Annotated in this window: 15 protein-coding genes, 1 tRNA gene and 2 pseudogenes; 8 read left to right on the top strand and 10 right to left on the bottom strand. The window is 61.9% G+C overall.

Annotated elements, in window-relative coordinates:
- The first annotated feature begins 199 nt into the window (after window positions 1-199).
- Window positions 200-523 carry a type II toxin-antitoxin system RelE/ParE family toxin gene (locus K675_RS0109975; RefSeq protein WP_017903377.1) on the top strand — a complete coding sequence of 108 codons (324 nt, stop codon included), beginning with the start codon at window positions 200-202 and terminating at the stop codon, window positions 521-523.
- On the top strand, window positions 520-897 hold the full coding sequence (locus K675_RS30570) for an addiction module antidote protein (protein ID WP_017903378.1): 378 nt from the start codon (window positions 520-522) through the stop codon (window positions 895-897). The genes K675_RS0109975 and K675_RS30570 overlap by 4 nt, the downstream gene beginning before the upstream one ends.
- Window positions 898-1172: 275 nt before the next feature.
- Here the strand turns inward: K675_RS30570 and K675_RS0109985 are convergent.
- The 5 genes from K675_RS0109985 to dapA form a co-directional block, all read right to left on the bottom strand.
- Window positions 1173-1262: transfer RNA gene (locus K675_RS0109985), tRNA-Ser, on the bottom strand.
- A gap of 84 nt (window positions 1263-1346) precedes the next feature.
- Entirely contained in the window at window positions 1347-2060 is a 714-nt protein-coding gene (gene purC / locus K675_RS0109990) for a phosphoribosylaminoimidazolesuccinocarboxamide synthase (RefSeq protein ID WP_010450180.1), read from the bottom strand.
- Window positions 2047-2847, bottom strand: coding sequence for an MBL fold metallo-hydrolase (locus K675_RS0109995; protein ID WP_026145076.1), 801 nt, complete (start codon window positions 2845-2847; stop codon window positions 2047-2049). Before K675_RS0109995 ends, purC begins: the two co-directional genes overlap by 14 nt.
- 6 nt (window positions 2848-2853) lie before the next feature.
- Window positions 2854-3966 (bottom strand): outer membrane protein assembly factor BamC, encoded by a 1113-nt coding sequence (bamC, locus tag K675_RS0110000; protein ID WP_017903380.1) that lies wholly within the window; start codon window positions 3964-3966, stop codon window positions 2854-2856.
- A 17-nt stretch (window positions 3967-3983) separates the two neighbouring features.
- Complete coding sequence (gene dapA / locus K675_RS0110005) at window positions 3984-4862, bottom strand: 4-hydroxy-tetrahydrodipicolinate synthase (protein WP_017903381.1); 879 nt, start codon at window positions 4860-4862, stop codon at window positions 3984-3986.
- 331 nt (window positions 4863-5193) lie between these two features.
- On the opposite strand from dapA, the gene K675_RS0110010 reads away from it, so the two are divergent.
- Together K675_RS0110010 and K675_RS0110015 are read left to right on the top strand one after the other, a co-directional pair.
- Complete coding sequence (locus K675_RS0110010; RefSeq protein WP_017903382.1) at window positions 5194-5754, top strand: glycine cleavage system protein R; 561 nt, start codon at window positions 5194-5196, stop codon at window positions 5752-5754.
- A gap of 9 nt (window positions 5755-5763) precedes the next feature.
- Window positions 5764-6237 carry a peroxiredoxin gene (locus K675_RS0110015; RefSeq protein ID WP_017903383.1) on the top strand — a complete coding sequence of 158 codons (474 nt, stop codon included), beginning with the start codon at window positions 5764-5766 and terminating at the stop codon, window positions 6235-6237.
- A 187-nt stretch (window positions 6238-6424) separates the two neighbouring features.
- Here the strand turns inward: K675_RS0110015 and K675_RS0110020 are convergent, their stop codons facing one another.
- Window positions 6425-7495 (bottom strand): AI-2E family transporter, encoded by a 1071-nt coding sequence (locus tag K675_RS0110020; RefSeq protein WP_017903384.1) that lies wholly within the window; start codon window positions 7493-7495, stop codon window positions 6425-6427.
- Window positions 7496-7527: 32 nt separating this feature from the next.
- Complete coding sequence (locus K675_RS0110025) at window positions 7528-7767, bottom strand: sulfurtransferase TusA family protein (protein WP_017903385.1); 240 nt, start codon at window positions 7765-7767, stop codon at window positions 7528-7530.
- Between the two features lie 129 nt (window positions 7768-7896).
- Here K675_RS0110025 and K675_RS0110030 point away from each other — a divergent pair, with 129 nt between their 5' ends.
- Window positions 7897-9330 (top strand): M48 family metalloprotease, encoded by a 1434-nt coding sequence (locus K675_RS0110030; protein ID WP_017903386.1) that lies wholly within the window; start codon window positions 7897-7899, stop codon window positions 9328-9330.
- 248 nt (window positions 9331-9578) lie between these two features.
- Here K675_RS0110030 and nadA read toward each other — a convergent pair whose 3' ends face one another.
- Window positions 9579-10637: a quinolinate synthase NadA gene (gene nadA / locus K675_RS0110035; protein ID WP_017903387.1), complete on the bottom strand. Its 1059-nt coding sequence runs from the start codon at window positions 10635-10637 to the stop codon at window positions 9579-9581.
- A 248-nt stretch (window positions 10638-10885) separates the two neighbouring features.
- Here nadA and coaA point away from each other — a divergent pair, with 248 nt between their 5' ends.
- Window positions 10886-11812, top strand: coding sequence for a type I pantothenate kinase (gene coaA, locus K675_RS0110040; protein ID WP_026145077.1), 927 nt, complete (start codon window positions 10886-10888; stop codon window positions 11810-11812).
- Between the two features lie 202 nt (window positions 11813-12014).
- Here the strand turns inward: coaA and K675_RS32740 are convergent, their stop codons facing one another.
- Window positions 12015-12260 (bottom strand): hypothetical protein, encoded by a 246-nt coding sequence (locus tag K675_RS32740; protein ID WP_017903389.1) that lies wholly within the window; start codon window positions 12258-12260, stop codon window positions 12015-12017.
- A complete protein-coding gene (locus K675_RS33900; protein WP_017903390.1) occupies window positions 12223-12648 on the bottom strand; it encodes a methyl-accepting chemotaxis protein in 426 nt (141 codons plus the stop codon). Before K675_RS33900 ends, K675_RS32740 begins: the two co-directional genes overlap by 38 nt.
- Between K675_RS33900 and K675_RS33570 the strand changes: the two are divergent.
- Both K675_RS33570 and K675_RS30580 read left to right on the top strand, forming a co-directional pair.
- A pseudogene (locus K675_RS33570) lies at window positions 12604-12824 on the top strand (hypothetical protein); the annotation flags it as partial. The gene K675_RS33900 and the pseudogene K675_RS33570 sit on opposite strands and share 45 nt — an antisense overlap.
- A pseudogene (locus K675_RS30580) lies at window positions 12818-13518 on the top strand (RES family NAD+ phosphorylase). The pseudogenes K675_RS33570 and K675_RS30580, both read left to right, overlap by 7 nt.
- Window positions 13519-13873: the final 355 nt, after the last annotated feature.

Genomic DNA, 13873 nt, shown 5'->3' on the forward strand with positions numbered 1-13873 from the left:
CTGCCAGGCCAATACCGCCAGCGCTAGCCTGACTTCATCACTGCCCCTTCGAGCCTCGTCCCTGACACGTCCAGGCCTTGCAAGGCCACCAGCAGAACACCTCGCGACGATGCCAATACAGGGGTCATCACCTCAGCCGCTCACCGCCACCCATACAAAAATCCAATCACCCAAGTGTATCTTTTAAGGTACAATCGGCATGTACGAAGTGGAACACTTACTGTCTGCCAATGGCGTGGATATCTACCAGGCCTGGCTCGATAGCGTGCGTGATGTCCGAACCCGGGCAAGAATCACCGCCCGGGTCGACCGGGCCTCCCTCGGTCACTTCGGGGTCACCGAGCCGGTAGGCGATGGCGTTTTTGAGATGAAGCTCGATTGGGGCCCGGGCTATCGAATCTATTACGCAATAGCGGGTCGCAAGGTCATTTTGCTGCTGGGTGGAGGCTCAAAGGACAGACAGCAGAACGACATCAATCAAGCCAAGGCTCTCTGGATAACTCACAAGGTGAAAGGAAAATGACAACCCGGACCCGCTCTCACGAAGCCAGCGTTCTTGAGATGCTTCGAGACGACGAAACATTTGCCCTTGAATACCTGTCTGTCGCCCTCGAGGAAATCGATGAAGCCGGAGGGGAAGACGCGTTTCTCATCGCCATCCGTCGCCTGGTAGAGGCAAGAGGTGGCATGAGCAGCCTCTCTCAGCACACCGGCCTGGCCAGGCCGAATCTCTACCGGTCCCTGGCGACCGGCGGCGACCCGAAACTGTCGACTGTCCTGCGGGTGCTGCGGGCCCTGGGAGTGGGCCTGTCAAAGGTGATCTCTCACCGCTCAGGCCCGCCAGCAGAAAACGCGAAGCCCCATGCGGCGTGCAACGGACACCAGGTGAATCCGTAACAGGCCGATCGATGAAGGGGGACAACTGCCCCGCAACGCGAAAACTCCTACAAAACAATAAGACCCGCACTTCCATTGCGTAGCCGATACCTGACTATTAGATTGGCATCGCCGCCACTAGCCCAGTCTCGCCACAGTCAATCCTGTGGTCGGGTGTGACAACCTGAAAGGGTTCGAGGCGCGGTATCGCGTCGCAGCTACGAGGAAGCAGAAGACCTTTGTGCCGGGAATGAAAAAGCCCCTGGAGTCTCGCGACTTCAGGGGCTTTTCATGTATGGCGGAGAGATAGGGATTCGAACCCTAGGTACCCGCGAAGGTACAACGGATTTCGAATCCGTCCCATTCGGCCACTCTGGCATCTCTCCAATGGCGCGCATCATATCAACACTTTTGCCGGAAGCGAACCCCCTGAAGCAAAAAAATTCCGTGCTATCAGATGCTTGCGTCGATTACAGCGGTACCCCCAGGCGATGGGCGACTTCTTCGTAGGCTTCGATGACGTCACCGAGGCCCTGGCGGAAGCGGTCCTTGTCCATCTTCTTCTTGGTGTCCTTGTCCCACAAGCGGCAGCCGTCCGGGCTGAACTCGTCGCCCAGGACGATGGAACCGTCGCTGAACACGCCGAATTCCAGCTTGAAGTCGACCAGCAGCAGGCCGGCGTCATCGAACAGCTTGCTCAGGATCTCGTTGACCTTGAGCGACAGCTCCTTCATGCGCGCCAATTGCTCGGCAGTGCCCCAGCCGAACGCCACGACGTGGGATTCGTTGATGAACGGGTCGCCCTTGGCGTCGTCCTTGAGGAACAGTTCGAAGGTGTAGGGGTTGAGCTTCATGCCCTCTTCCACACCCAGGCGCTTGACCAGGCTGCCGGCCGCGTAGTTGCGCACCACGCATTCCACCGGGATCATGTCGAGCTTCTTCACCAGCGACTCGTTGTCGCCCAGCAGCTTGTCGAACTGGGTCGGTACGCCGGCCGCTTCGAGTTTCTGCATGATGAAGGCGTTGAACTTGTTGTTCACCATGCCCTTGCGATCGAGCTGTTCGATACGCTTGCCGTCGAACGCCGAGGTGTCGTTGCGAAACAGCAGGATCAAGCGGTCGGCGTCGTCGGTCTTGTAAACCGACTTGGCTTTGCCGCGGTAGAGTTCTTCACGTTTTTCCATGATGGGCTCCGCTTGTTAAGTTGTTGGGCCCGGCGATGTGTCGCCAGTCGAGCCCTGAATCTTGATCGGCCAGTTGCAGCCAGTCCGGGTCGCACCCGAGGGTGTCGACAAAACATTGCCGGGCCAGCTGCGGCAGGTTGTTCTTGCTGCTCAGGTGGGCCAGCACCAGGTGCTGCAGGCCCTGCCAGCCCAGCTCGGCCACCAGGCTTGCGGCCTGGTGGTTGTTCAGATGTCCTTGTTCACCACCCACCCGCTGCTTGAGAAAGTACGGGTAATGCCCCCGTGCCAGCAGGTCGCGGCAATGATTGGCCTCGATCATCAATGCATCGAGGCCGCTGTAGCTGTCCATGACGGTCGCACAGTACGAACCCAGGTCGGTCAGCAGGCCGAAACGCCGCTGGCCGTCGCTGAACACGTACTGCGTCGGTTCCAGAGCATCGTGGGCCACGGCGACGACGTCGATCGCCAGCGAACCGATCCGCAAGGTCTCTCCCCCGGCCACGAAGCCCGCCGGCTCGACCGGCTTGCGCATCCCGCGCAAGGTGCCGCGGCTGAGGTACACCGGTAGATTGTAGCGCCGGGACAGCATACCCACGCCATGCACATGGTCGGCATGTTCGTGGGTCACCAGGATCGCGCTCAGTTGCGCCGGGTGCACACCCAGGCGCGCCAGGCGTCGCTCGGTTTCCCGCAGGGAGAACCCACAATCGACCAGTACACAGGTCTCACCACTGGCTATCAGTGTGCCGTTCCCTTGGCTACCACTGCCGAGAACGGCAAAACGCATCTGCAATCAGCCCAGGTTGTCCTGAATCACGCCCAGCACACGACGCGCCACGTCAGCCGGCGCCACGGTGTTGATGTCTTTCTCGACGGTGACCTGCACGCTGTCGCCGACCTTGCTCAGGCGAACCTGGTAACGCTCGGCACGGGCTTCGATCTCTTCCTTGGCCGGTTTGCTGCCGAACAGCTTGCCGAAGAAGCCAGGCTCTTCGTTCTTGCGCTCGGCTTTTTCCGCCAGGTTGATGTAGTACAGGCCCAGGCTGCGGTTGATGTCTTCGACACGCCATGGCCCCTGTTCCAGGGCACGGCCAACGCTGGACCAGGCGCGGTCGAGGTCTTCGCCGACGTTGAGCATCGGGTTGCCGCTGCCGTCCTGGCTCAGGCTGACGCGGCTCGGGGTATCGAAGTCGCGGGCGGCCAGCAGGGACACCGAACCGCCCTTCTCGGCGCTGCGGCTCATGCTCGACAGCATCTCGTCGACCAGGGCCGAATCCAGGCCGGTGTTGACCGAACGCGCGGTAAAGTCGACATTGGCCGTGCTGCCCACCGGACGCTCGGCGCTGACCACGTAGATTTCGCTGGTGTTGCGCTGCACACCCGGCTCGATACGGACCCGCACGCGGGTTTCGTTGCCGGCCGCGCCGCTGCTGCCCAGGCGCTTGGCCAGGCTCGCCGAGAGTTCGTCGGAGTGCTGCCAGGCGGTGGTGAACTCACCGGTCTGCGGACGTTGCGAGTCGATACGGAAGCCGTTGTCCTGGAAGAACTGCATGGCCACCGACCAGACTTCCGCTGGCGGGTGCTGGCCGAGGATCCAGCTCGAATCGCCGCTCTTCTGCAGGCTGTAGTCGCTGGCACTGGCCGCGACCTGCAACGGTTGCGGACGCGGCACCTCGTACGGACCCTTGACGGTTTCGCTGGCGACGTTGCGCGGGATCGGCAACAACGGGTCAAGACGCTTGCCCGTGGTGATGTCCGGCGGCAGTTGCATGGCTGGCGTCTGTTGCGCCTCCAGGTAATCGCTGCCACGGTCGCGGAAATAACCTTCCGGGCCCCAAAGCCAGCCACAGCCGCTGGTACTGGAGATAATCAAGGCAAGTGCGGAAAGTCCGGCCAATCGCTTCATGCGGTGTGTTTCCTCAATTAAACCAGGACGCCGGACTGGCGCATGGCCTGCCGCAGCGGTTCGTGACAGGTGCTGCTGAGCCAGGTGAGCGGCAGACGGATGCCGTCCGGCATCAGGCCCATCTCATGCAGCGCCCACTTCACGGGGATCGGGTTGGATTCGATGAACAGAGTCTTGTTCAGCGGCATCAGTTTCTGGTGGATCGCGCGGGCGCTGTCGGCATCGCCACGCAGCGCGGCGGCGCACAGTTCGCTCATGTCACGCGGGGCGACGTTGGCGGTCACCGAGATATTGCCCTTGCCGCCGAGCAGCATCAGCTCGACCGCGGTGGCGTCGTCACCGGAGTAGACCAGGAAATCGCCGCTCACACCGGCCAGGATCGCCTTGGCACGTGCCAGATCGCCGGTGGCTTCCTTGATGCCGATGATGTTCGGCACGCTCGACAGGCGGATCACGGTCTCGGCCTGCATGTCGCAAGCGGTACGGCCCGGCACGTTGTAGAGGATCTGCGGGATGTCGACCGCCTCGGCGATCGCGCGAAAATGCTGGTAGAGGCCTTCCTGGGTCGGCTTGTTATAGTACGGGGTCACCAGCAGGCAGGCATCGGCGCCGGCGTTTTTCGCGTTGGTGGTCAGCTCGATCGCTTCACGCGTGGAGTTGGCGCCCGTGCCGGCGATCACCGGAATGCGCCCGGCCACCTGGTCGACCACGCGACGGATGACTTCGATGTGCTCGTGCACGTCGAGGGTCGCCGACTCACCCGTGGTGCCGACCGCGACAATGGCATTGGTGCCGTTTTGCAGGTGGAAGTCCACCAGCTTGGTCAGGCTGTCCCAGTCAAGATTACCCTGTGCATCCATGGGTGTGACCAGTGCCACCATACTGCCCGCAATCATGCAACCGCTCCTGCCGGAAAAAGAGAGCGGTAATGGTACTGGCGCCATCAGCCTTGTACAAGCGAAGTACTCGCCATGAGCATTCCCCTTGGCGCCGGTTTTCGCTACCCTTCAGACTTTGATCGGTACTGAGTCAGTCATGTGCCGGGTTCCAGACTCCCTTTTCGCTGCCCGAAACCCGCTCCAGCCTTGCCGCCGCCCGCTCTCGCCCGTGCCTGAGGGGCCGATGCAGGGGGGTCGATGCGTTTCTCGACGGTCGAGAATCGTGCCGAACAGGACCCGAACCATGACACCCCGACGTACCGACCGCTCATCGCTTTAGGAATGCTGCATGTCCACCCCCACTGTCCGCGAACAATTCCTTGTCATCAGTGCCCTCGGCGCCAATCCCATGGAGCTGACCAACGTCCTGTGCCGCGCCAGCCATGAAAACCGCTGCGCCGTGGTGACCTCGCGCCTGACCCGCCATGGCGAGTACAGCGCGCTGGTCCTGCAGATTTCCGGCAACTGGGACGCCCTGGCGCGCCTCGAGGCCGCCCTGCCGAACCTGGCGAAGAAGCACAACCTGACCATCAACGTGGTGCGCAGCGGCGCCCTGGAGAACCGTCCCCAGGCCCTGCCCTACGTCGCCTATGTCAGCTCGGCCTACCGTTCGGACATCATCAACGAACTGTGCCAGTTCTTCATCGACCACAATGTCGAGCTGGAGAACCTGACCTGCGACACCTACCTGGCCCCGCACACCGGTGGGACCATGCTCAACGCCACCTTCACCGTGACCCTGCCGCCCGGCGTGCAGATCAGTTGGTTGCGCGACCAGTTCCTGGACTTCGCCGACGCGATGAACCTCGATGCGCTGATCGAACCCTGGCGCCCACAGAACCCCATGTAAGGAGCCCGCATGGCCGTCGTCCTCAATGAAGCCGTAACCGATTTCCAGGCACCTGCCACCAGCGGCAAGACCGTCAGCCTGTCCGACTTGAAGGGCAAGCAGGTGGTGATCTATTTCTACCCCAAGGACAGCACTCCCGGCTGCACCACCGAGGGCCAGGGCTTTCGCGACCAGTACGCGGCGTTCCAGGCGGCCAACACCGAGATTTTCGGTGTCTCGCGCGACAGCCTGAAGTCCCACGAGAACTTCAAGTGCAAGCAGGCGTTTCCCTTCGAGCTGATCAGCGACAAGGATGAAGCGGTCTGCCAACTGTTCGACGTGATCAAGCTGAAGAAGCTCTACGGCAAGGAATACCTGGGTGTCGACCGCAGCACCTTCCTGATCGATGCGAAAGGCGTGCTGCGCCAGGAATGGCGTGGCGTGAAGGTACCCGGCCACGTCGACGCAGTGCTGGCGGCGGCCCAGGCGCTGGACAAGGCCTGACCGGTTGGGCCGCTAGAAGCTTCGCGGGCAAGTCGGATCGCCGCACCGCCTGCTCCTAAAGGTTGGTGTAATACGTAAATGTTGTGATCGACACCGAACTGTAGGAGCAGGGCTTGCTCGCGAAGAGGCCCGCAAGCCCGCCAAACGCTTCGCGGGCAAGCCCGCTCCCACAAAAAAGCCAATCCCCCTACAGCAGCGGCGCCACCACCGGTTCCTTGCGCGGCCAGGCATCCAGTACGGCCTTGAACAGCGTCGCCAGCGGAATGGCGAAAAACACGCCCCAGAAACCCCACAGCCCACCAAACAACAGCACCGCGCAGATGATCGCCACCGGGTGCAGGTTCACCGCGCCGGAAAACAGCAGCGGCACCAGCACGTTGCCGTCGAGCGTCTGGATAATCCCGTAGACCGCCATCAGGTAGATGAACTGGTCGCTCCAGCCCCATTGGAACAGCGCGATCAGCGTCACGGGCACGGTCACCACCACCGCGCCGACATACGGCACCACCACCGACAGCCCCACCAGCAGCGCCAGCAAGGCGGCATAGTTGAGGCCCAGCGCAACGAAGGCGATGTAGGTGACCCCGCCGCAGATGATGATCTCGATCACCTTGCCCCGGATGTAGTTGGCGATCTGCCGGTTCATTTCCTCCGCCACCCGGGTGATCAGCGCCCGCTCGCGCGGCAGGTAGCCGCGCACCCAGTCACGGATCTTCGCCCGGTCCTTGAGGAAAAAGAACACCAGGATCGGCACCAGCACCAGGTAGATCATCATGTTGACCAGCAGCGGCAGGCTGGACAGCGAGAAGGTCAGCGCCCACTGGCCGAATTTGCCGATTTCGCCCCGTGCCACTTCGATTGCCTGCAGCACCTGCTCGTCGGACACCAGGTGTGGATAACGCTCGGGTAACAACAGCAGCAGCGACTGCCACTTGGCAAGCATCCCCGGCAGCTCATTGAACAGCGTGATCAACTGGTGCCAGAGCAGCGGCACCACCACCAGCATGAACAGCAGCAGACAGCCCATGAACAACGCGAACACCAGGCCAACCGCCGCCGCACCGGGCAGGCGCATGCGCTCCAGGCCAAATACCAGCCCCTGCATCAGGTAGGCCAGGACCATGCCCGCCAGGACCGGCGCGAGCATCTTGCCCAGGGTCAGCACAGCGGTGAAGGCCAGGAACAGCAGGACCGCCAAAACCACCGCCTCCTCATCGGAGAAGTAGCGCTGGATCCAGTCACGTAACACTTTGAACATCAATAATCCCTAACGATTTCAGTGCTGGCGCTTCAGGCCTTGCGCAGCCAGTAGCGATAGACCCCGGCGTCTTCCTCTTCGCGCAACAGCGCATGCCCGGCCAGTTTGGCGAAGGTGCGAAAATCGCGCTGCGAACCGGCATCGGTGGCGATAACCTTGAGCACCGCGCCGCTGGCCAGGCGATTGAGCTCGAGCTTGGCCTTGAGCAGTGGCAGCGGGCAATTCAGGCCACTGGCATCCAGCTCGGCGTCGTACTCTACAGCGTCGGTCATTGCTTCACTCCTGGCGGCGTATCGGATCGGAAGGTTCAAGCCGTCTAGGATACCCCAAGCGGTGCCACCTCTGGTCGTCGACGTGGTGTGCGGCTACAGTAAGGCTTTTGCCGAACCAGAGCCCCGTGCATGACATTTCTGCGCCCCACCCTGCTGACGCTCGCCTGCCTGCTCGCCTCCCCCGGCTTCGCCGATGACCTGCCCTCGCTCGGAGACGCCAGCTCCGCCATTGTCTCCCCCCAGCAGGAGTACCAGCTGGGGCGTGCCTGGCTGAGCCTGCTGCGCAGCCAGGTCAAGCAACTGAACGATCCGCAGCTCAAGGACTACGTGGAAACCACGGTCTACAAGCTGGTCGAAACCAGCCAGGTGCAGGACCGGCGCCTGGAATTCATCCTGATCGACAGCAACCAGCTCAACGCCTTCGCCGCGCCGGGCGGGATCATCGGCATCAACGGCGGCCTGTTCCTCAACGCCCAGACCGAAGGCGAATACGCCTCGGTACTGGCCCACGAACTGGCACACTTGTCGCAACGCCACTTCGCCCGTGGCGTCGAAGCCCAGCAACGCATGCAACTGCCGATGATGGCAGCGTTGCTGACCGGTATAGTCATCGCCGCGGCTGGCGGTGGCGATGCAGGGATCGCCACCATTGCCGGGACCCAGGCCGCCGCCTTCCAGGAGAAGCAGCGCTTCTCCCGGCAGAACGAGCAGGAGGCCGACCGGATCGGCATTCTCAACCTGGAGAAGGCCGGCTACGACCCGCGCAACATGCCGACCATGTTCGAACGCCTGATGCGCATCTACCGCTTCGATGCCAAGCCTCCGGAATTCCTGCTGACCCACCCGGTCACCGAGTCGCGGATCGCCGACACCCGCAACCGCGCCGAACAGGCCAAGCCCGGCGGCATCGAGGACAGCCTGCGCTACCAACTGATCCGTGCTCGCGTGATGCTCTCCTATGAGGACTCACCGGGCCTGGCGGCCAAGCGCTTCCGCGCCCAGTTGGACGAGAACCCCAAGTCCGACATCGCCCGCTACGGCCTGGCCATCGCCCAGATCAAAGGCAGCCAGTTGAACGACGCACGAGAGAACCTCAAGCAGCTGCTGGCCAAGTCGCCCAACGAAATCATCTACAACCTGGCCCAGATAGAACTCGACATCAGCAGCGGCCGCCTGCCGGATGCCGCGCAACGGACCGACCGGATGCTGGCCCTGTACCCGGGCAACTATCCGCTCAAGCAGCTCCAGGTCGACCTGCTGGGCAAGCAGAACAAGCCCGCCGAAGCGGAGAAGGTGCTGGTCGACCTGCTCAAGACGCGCTCGGATGACCCGGACATCTGGTACCAGATCGCCGAAACCCGTGGCCAGTCAGGCAACATCATCGGCCTGCACCAGGCGCGCGCCGAGTACTTCGCCCTGGTGGGCGATTACAAGCAGGCGATCCAGCAACTGGACTTCGCCAAGCGCCGGGCGCCGAACTTCCAGCTGGCCTCGCGGATCGATGCACGGCAGAAGGAAATGATCGACCAGGAACGCCTGGTCAAGGACATGATGGGCGGCTGAGGCATCACCCTCAAATGATCGTTCCCACGCTCCGCGTGGGAATGCAGCCCGTGACGCTCCGCGTCACCAGGGCGGACGCCAAGCGTCCCGGGAGGCGTTCCCACGCGGAGCGTGGGAACGATCGGTACAGGTTATTTTGCGTACGACACCGCCCACTGTAGGAGCGTGGCTTGTCGGGGCGCCGAAGCGCCGCGAAGAGGCCGCCAAGCCTCACGCAAAGCCCGCACACCTCACAGAGCCACTACGGCTCAGGCGTTGCCGCTCAGCTTCATCCGCGCCGCCTGGGTGAAGTCCAGCATCCGCTTCAACGGCCGCACCGCCCGCGGAATGACCGACGGATCGACGAAAATCTCGTTACTGCCCTCACGCAGACACTGCAGCGTGCGCTCCAGGGTGTTCATCGCCATCCACGGGCAGTGCGCGCAGCTGCGGCAAGCCGCGCCGTTACCGGCCGTCGGCGCCTCGATGAACACCTTGTCCGGGCACAGCTGCTGCATCTTGTAGAAGATGCCGCGGTCGGTGGCGACGATGAAGGTCTTGTTCGGCAGGGTCTGCGCCGCCTTGATCAACTGGCTGGTGGAGCCGACCGCGTCGGCCAGGTCGATCACCGACTCGGGCGACTCCGGATGCACCAGGATCGCCGCATCGGGATACAGCGCCTTCATGTCCTCCAGCTGGCGGGACTTGAACTCCTCGTGCACGATGCAGGCACCGTCCCACAGCAGCATGTCGGCACCGGTCTGCTTCTGGATGTAGCGGCCCAGATGCTTGTCCGGCGCCCAGATGATCTTCTCGCCGTTGTCCATCAGGCTCTCGACGATTTCCAGCGCGCAGCTTGAGGTGACTACCCAGTCCGCCCGCGCCTTGACCGCCGCCGAGGTGTTGGCATACACCACCACGGTGCGCTCCGGATGCTGATCGCAGAAGGCGGAGAACTCATCCACCGGGCAGCCCAGGTCCAGCGAGCAGGTCGCCTCCAGGGTCGGCATCAGGATGCGTTTTTCCGGGGTGAGGATCTTCGCCGTCTCGCCCATGAAACGCACGCCCGCCACCAGCACGGTCTTGGCCGGATGCGCGGCGCCGAAACGGGCCATTTCCAGGGAGTCGGAGACGCAACCACCGGTCTCCTCGGCCAGGGCCTGGATGATCGGGTCGCAATAGAAGTGGGCCACCAGCACCGCGTCCTGAGCCTTGAGCTCGGCGGCGATCTCGGCACGGAGCGTCGCCTCCTGCTCGGCACTCAACGGTTTGGGTTGCTTGGCGTCGAGGTGGGCTTGAACCAGAAGGCGTTCGGAAATCTGCGTCATGTTCGCAAGACCTGCAGGCGCGTGAGCGCGAAAGTCGAGTATACCCCGGCCCCCGCCTCTTTCCGAAACGGGATATTAGGTGAAGCGCACAGCGACCGGGAGGGTGAATCCATCAGGCATGGAGTGCTTTTCAGCGCCGCAAGGCTACAGAATATCCAATGGATTCAAAAGATTATTCTGACCTTCGGACAGACAGGGGCAACTCGTTGGATAATCAGCCGATCGAACAAGACGTGGGACAACAACCGATGACCGCTGATGACTATCTGGTAATGAGCCGCACGGAGTGGGCCGGCCTGCGCGCCAGCACGCCGTTGACGCTGTCGGAAGACGACCTGGCGGCCCTGCGCGGAGTCAACGAGGACATTTCCCTCGAGGACGTTGCCAATGTCTACCTGCCGCTGTCGCGGCTGATCAGCCTGCATGTCGGCGCGGCCCGCAACCTGGCCGGCATCAAGGACACCTTTCTCGGCCGCGCCAGCCCGCGCGGCCCGTACATCCTGGCCATCGCCGGCAGCGTCGCGGTGGGCAAGAGCACCTTCGCGCGCGTGCTGCAGGCGCTGATGGCGCGCTGGCCGGACCACCCCAACGTGGCCCTGGTCACCACCGACGGCTTCCTCTACCCCAACAGCAAGCTGGTGGCCGACGGCATCATGCACCGCAAGGGCTTCCCGGAAAGCTACGATCGCCGGCAGATGGTCAAATTCCTCGCGGACATCAAGGCCGGCGAAGGCGAGGTGCGGGCGCCGGTCTACTCGCATATCAGCTATGACATCGTCGCGGACCAGTACCAGACGGTGAACTGCCCGGACATCCTGATCTTCGAGGGACTGAACGTCCTGCAGACCGACGGCAACGACGGGGCGCGACCGAACACCATCGTCTCCGACTTCTTCGACTTCTCGATCTACCTGGATGCCGACGAGCAGGATATCGAGCAGTGGTACGTCGACCGCTTCCTGCTGCTGCAGAAAACCGCGTTCCGGGCCCGTGGTGCGTACTTCCGCAAACTGGCCGACCTGTCGCCCGAAGAAGCACCGGAGGCCGCGCGGCAGATCTGGCACGACATCAACCGGGTCAACCTGCTGGAGAACATCCTGCCGACCCGCGAGCGGGCCGACCTGGTGGTGCGCAAGTCCCGCGATCATTCGGTCAGCGAGATCTGGCTGCGCTGACAGACACTCCCACAAGCACACCTATCAGCCTGGATGCGCAACTGTGGGAGCCAACTGTCTTTGACTCCATCCCTGACCGCCTTCGACGGTTCGCGGGCAAGCCACGCTCCTACAGTTCCGTGTCGAGCAACACGGTCCGTGGGAGCCGTGTTTTATCCGCGAAAGGTACTCAACGCGGCAGCGAAAGCGAGACCGTTGCGCCCTACAGGACGAACCGCGACACCGAAGCCCTCAGCTCCAGCGATTGTACGTTACTGTTGGCATGCGTCACCGACTCCGCCGTAGCCTCGACCATATTGGAAATGCGCTCGATGTTTTCCGCCACGCTGGCACTGGCCAGGCTCTGCTCGGTGGTGGAGGTGGCAACCTCGCGAACCTGAACCAGGGTGGCCGACGCCTCCCGGTTGATGTCACGCAGGGCATCCACCGCCTTCTCGGCCAGTTGCACCCCCTTGCATCACCTGGGGCGTGACCGCGTTCATGCTGACCACCACCGAACCGGTGTCATTTTGAATCGAGGTGATCATGCTGGTGATCTCCTCGGTCGCCAGCGAGGTGCGCCGCGCCAGATTGCGCACTTCTTCGACAACCACGGCGAAACCACGCCCCTGCTCGCCGGCACGGGCCGCCTCGATGGTCTTGGCCTGGGCATCGGCCCGGCTGAGCTTGCCGATCTTTTCCAGCCCCTGGAAATAGCCGACCTGCTTGGCGGCCATGGCCAGTACGGAGTGAATTTCGCTGAGTTTGTCCTCTTGCATGGTGGAGTGCAGGGTGTTCAGTGCAAGGCCACCGACGATGGCCAGATCGCCCGTATCAGCCTCATCCTGAACGTTCATGGTGCGCTTAGAACGATCTTCGACAACCCGGAAAACGTGTATGGCTTTCCACGGATGGCCAACGACAACGATTTTTTGAAGACAGAACCCCGCTGGAAATCATGGCCACCGGCTCGTTCATCAACCTGTACGAAACTTTCCGTCGAATTGACGCATTGCGAGGCGGCCAGTGGTAAGCGCCGCTGATCTGAACGTGCTCCACGGGGAGGGCAGCATCAAGTCGTATCGGCTGGTGAACTCCAAGTTTCCTCCTATCGCTCTGTTCGATGACGTGGCCAACGCTGACGAGTTCGATATTCTTTACCAAGTTCAGGCCTTGACGAATCCTCGTCTGCAGAACGAAGTGGGCGTCATCAAGCTGATTGCGCTCAGCGAAATCCCTTTTGGCATCACCGGCTGTTCCTATGCCACCGCGCCATTTACGCACTTGAACCCTGATGGATCCCGCTTCGGCGATGGATCGTTCGGCATGCTGTACCTGGCTGACACCATATGGATACGGCTATCGCCGAGGTTCGCCATCACCAAGAGGCGTACTGGAGCAAAGTGCAGGAACTGAACTACGAGCGCTTCGTCTTTCGTGGGCTTACTTGCCAATTCGATGAGGTGGGTGTACTGGACTCCACTGTGCGACCCATGACGAACCCGATTTACGCACCAGATGATTACAGCGCCTCCAGAGCGCTCGGCCGTGATGTGAAGAAGGCCAAGGCCTCAGGCCTACGCTATCGTTCCGTTCGTTCGCCGGGCAATATCTGCTGGGCGCTGACCACCCCTCGACACGTTGCCTCGATCATCCAATCGAGCCATTACGAAATGATTTGGAACAAGCAAATCACCAGCGTGAATAAACTCGTGTCAAGTGCGTGATGTCGAGTAGAAAATAAATACGTCCCCGTTTTTCCCTGTCCACCACATCATTGCGATACAGATAACCGTCGAGGGTGTTGGCATAGGTACTGACCGTGCGTTCGTTGGTGATATCACCCGAAACGGAGGTCAGGCTGACGTCACGCCCGGCGATAAAGAAAATAAATTCGTCCCCGTTTCTCCACAGAATGGGGCTTGGCGGCACATGACCGGAAAAGCGCGATGAATCAATTTGCGATTCTGTACGGGGGTCGATTTATCAGGCCGACCTGGTAAAAGCATGGCCAGCCTGGCGGCAGGCTGTTACCGGCCAGGAGACTGTCAGAAATTTTGTGTTCGGGCATACCATGAGTAA

Origin of the sequence: Pseudomonas fuscovaginae SE-1 (assembly GCF_000364705.1) — a bacterium.
Classification (GTDB): domain Bacteria; phylum Pseudomonadota; class Gammaproteobacteria; order Pseudomonadales; family Pseudomonadaceae; genus Aquipseudomonas; species Aquipseudomonas fuscovaginae_A.

What these genes read in the sequence shown, in the direction of transcription:
- K675_RS0109975 (WP_017903377.1), top strand. Translation starts at nt 200, where the DNA reads ATGTACGAAGTGGAACACTTACTGTCTGCCAATGGCGTGGATATCTAC.
- K675_RS30570 (WP_017903378.1), top strand. Translation starts at nt 520, where the DNA reads ATGACAACCCGGACCCGCTCTCACGAAGCCAGCGTTCTTGAGATGCTT.
- purC (WP_010450180.1), bottom strand. Translation starts at nt 2,060, where the DNA reads ATGGAAAAACGTGAAGAACTCTACCGCGGCAAAGCCAAGTCGGTTTAC.
- K675_RS0109995 (WP_026145076.1), bottom strand. Translation starts at nt 2,847, where the DNA reads ATGCGTTTTGCCGTTCTCGGCAGTGGTAGCCAAGGGAACGGCACACTG.
- bamC (WP_017903380.1), bottom strand. Translation starts at nt 3,966, where the DNA reads ATGAAGCGATTGGCCGGACTTTCCGCACTTGCCTTGATTATCTCCAGT.
- dapA (WP_017903381.1), bottom strand. Translation starts at nt 4,862, where the DNA reads ATGATTGCGGGCAGTATGGTGGCACTGGTCACACCCATGGATGCACAG.
- K675_RS0110010 (WP_017903382.1), top strand. Translation starts at nt 5,194, where the DNA reads ATGTCCACCCCCACTGTCCGCGAACAATTCCTTGTCATCAGTGCCCTC.
- K675_RS0110015 (WP_017903383.1), top strand. Translation starts at nt 5,764, where the DNA reads ATGGCCGTCGTCCTCAATGAAGCCGTAACCGATTTCCAGGCACCTGCC.
- K675_RS0110020 (WP_017903384.1), bottom strand. Translation starts at nt 7,495, where the DNA reads ATGTTCAAAGTGTTACGTGACTGGATCCAGCGCTACTTCTCCGATGAG.
- K675_RS0110025 (WP_017903385.1), bottom strand. Translation starts at nt 7,767, where the DNA reads ATGACCGACGCTGTAGAGTACGACGCCGAGCTGGATGCCAGTGGCCTG.
- K675_RS0110030 (WP_017903386.1), top strand. Translation starts at nt 7,897, where the DNA reads ATGACATTTCTGCGCCCCACCCTGCTGACGCTCGCCTGCCTGCTCGCC.
- nadA (WP_017903387.1), bottom strand. Translation starts at nt 10,637, where the DNA reads ATGACGCAGATTTCCGAACGCCTTCTGGTTCAAGCCCACCTCGACGCC.
- coaA (WP_026145077.1), top strand. Translation starts at nt 10,886, where the DNA reads ATGACCGCTGATGACTATCTGGTAATGAGCCGCACGGAGTGGGCCGGC.
- K675_RS33900 (WP_017903390.1), bottom strand. Translation starts at nt 12,648, where the DNA reads ATGAACGTTCAGGATGAGGCTGATACGGGCGATCTGGCCATCGTCGGT.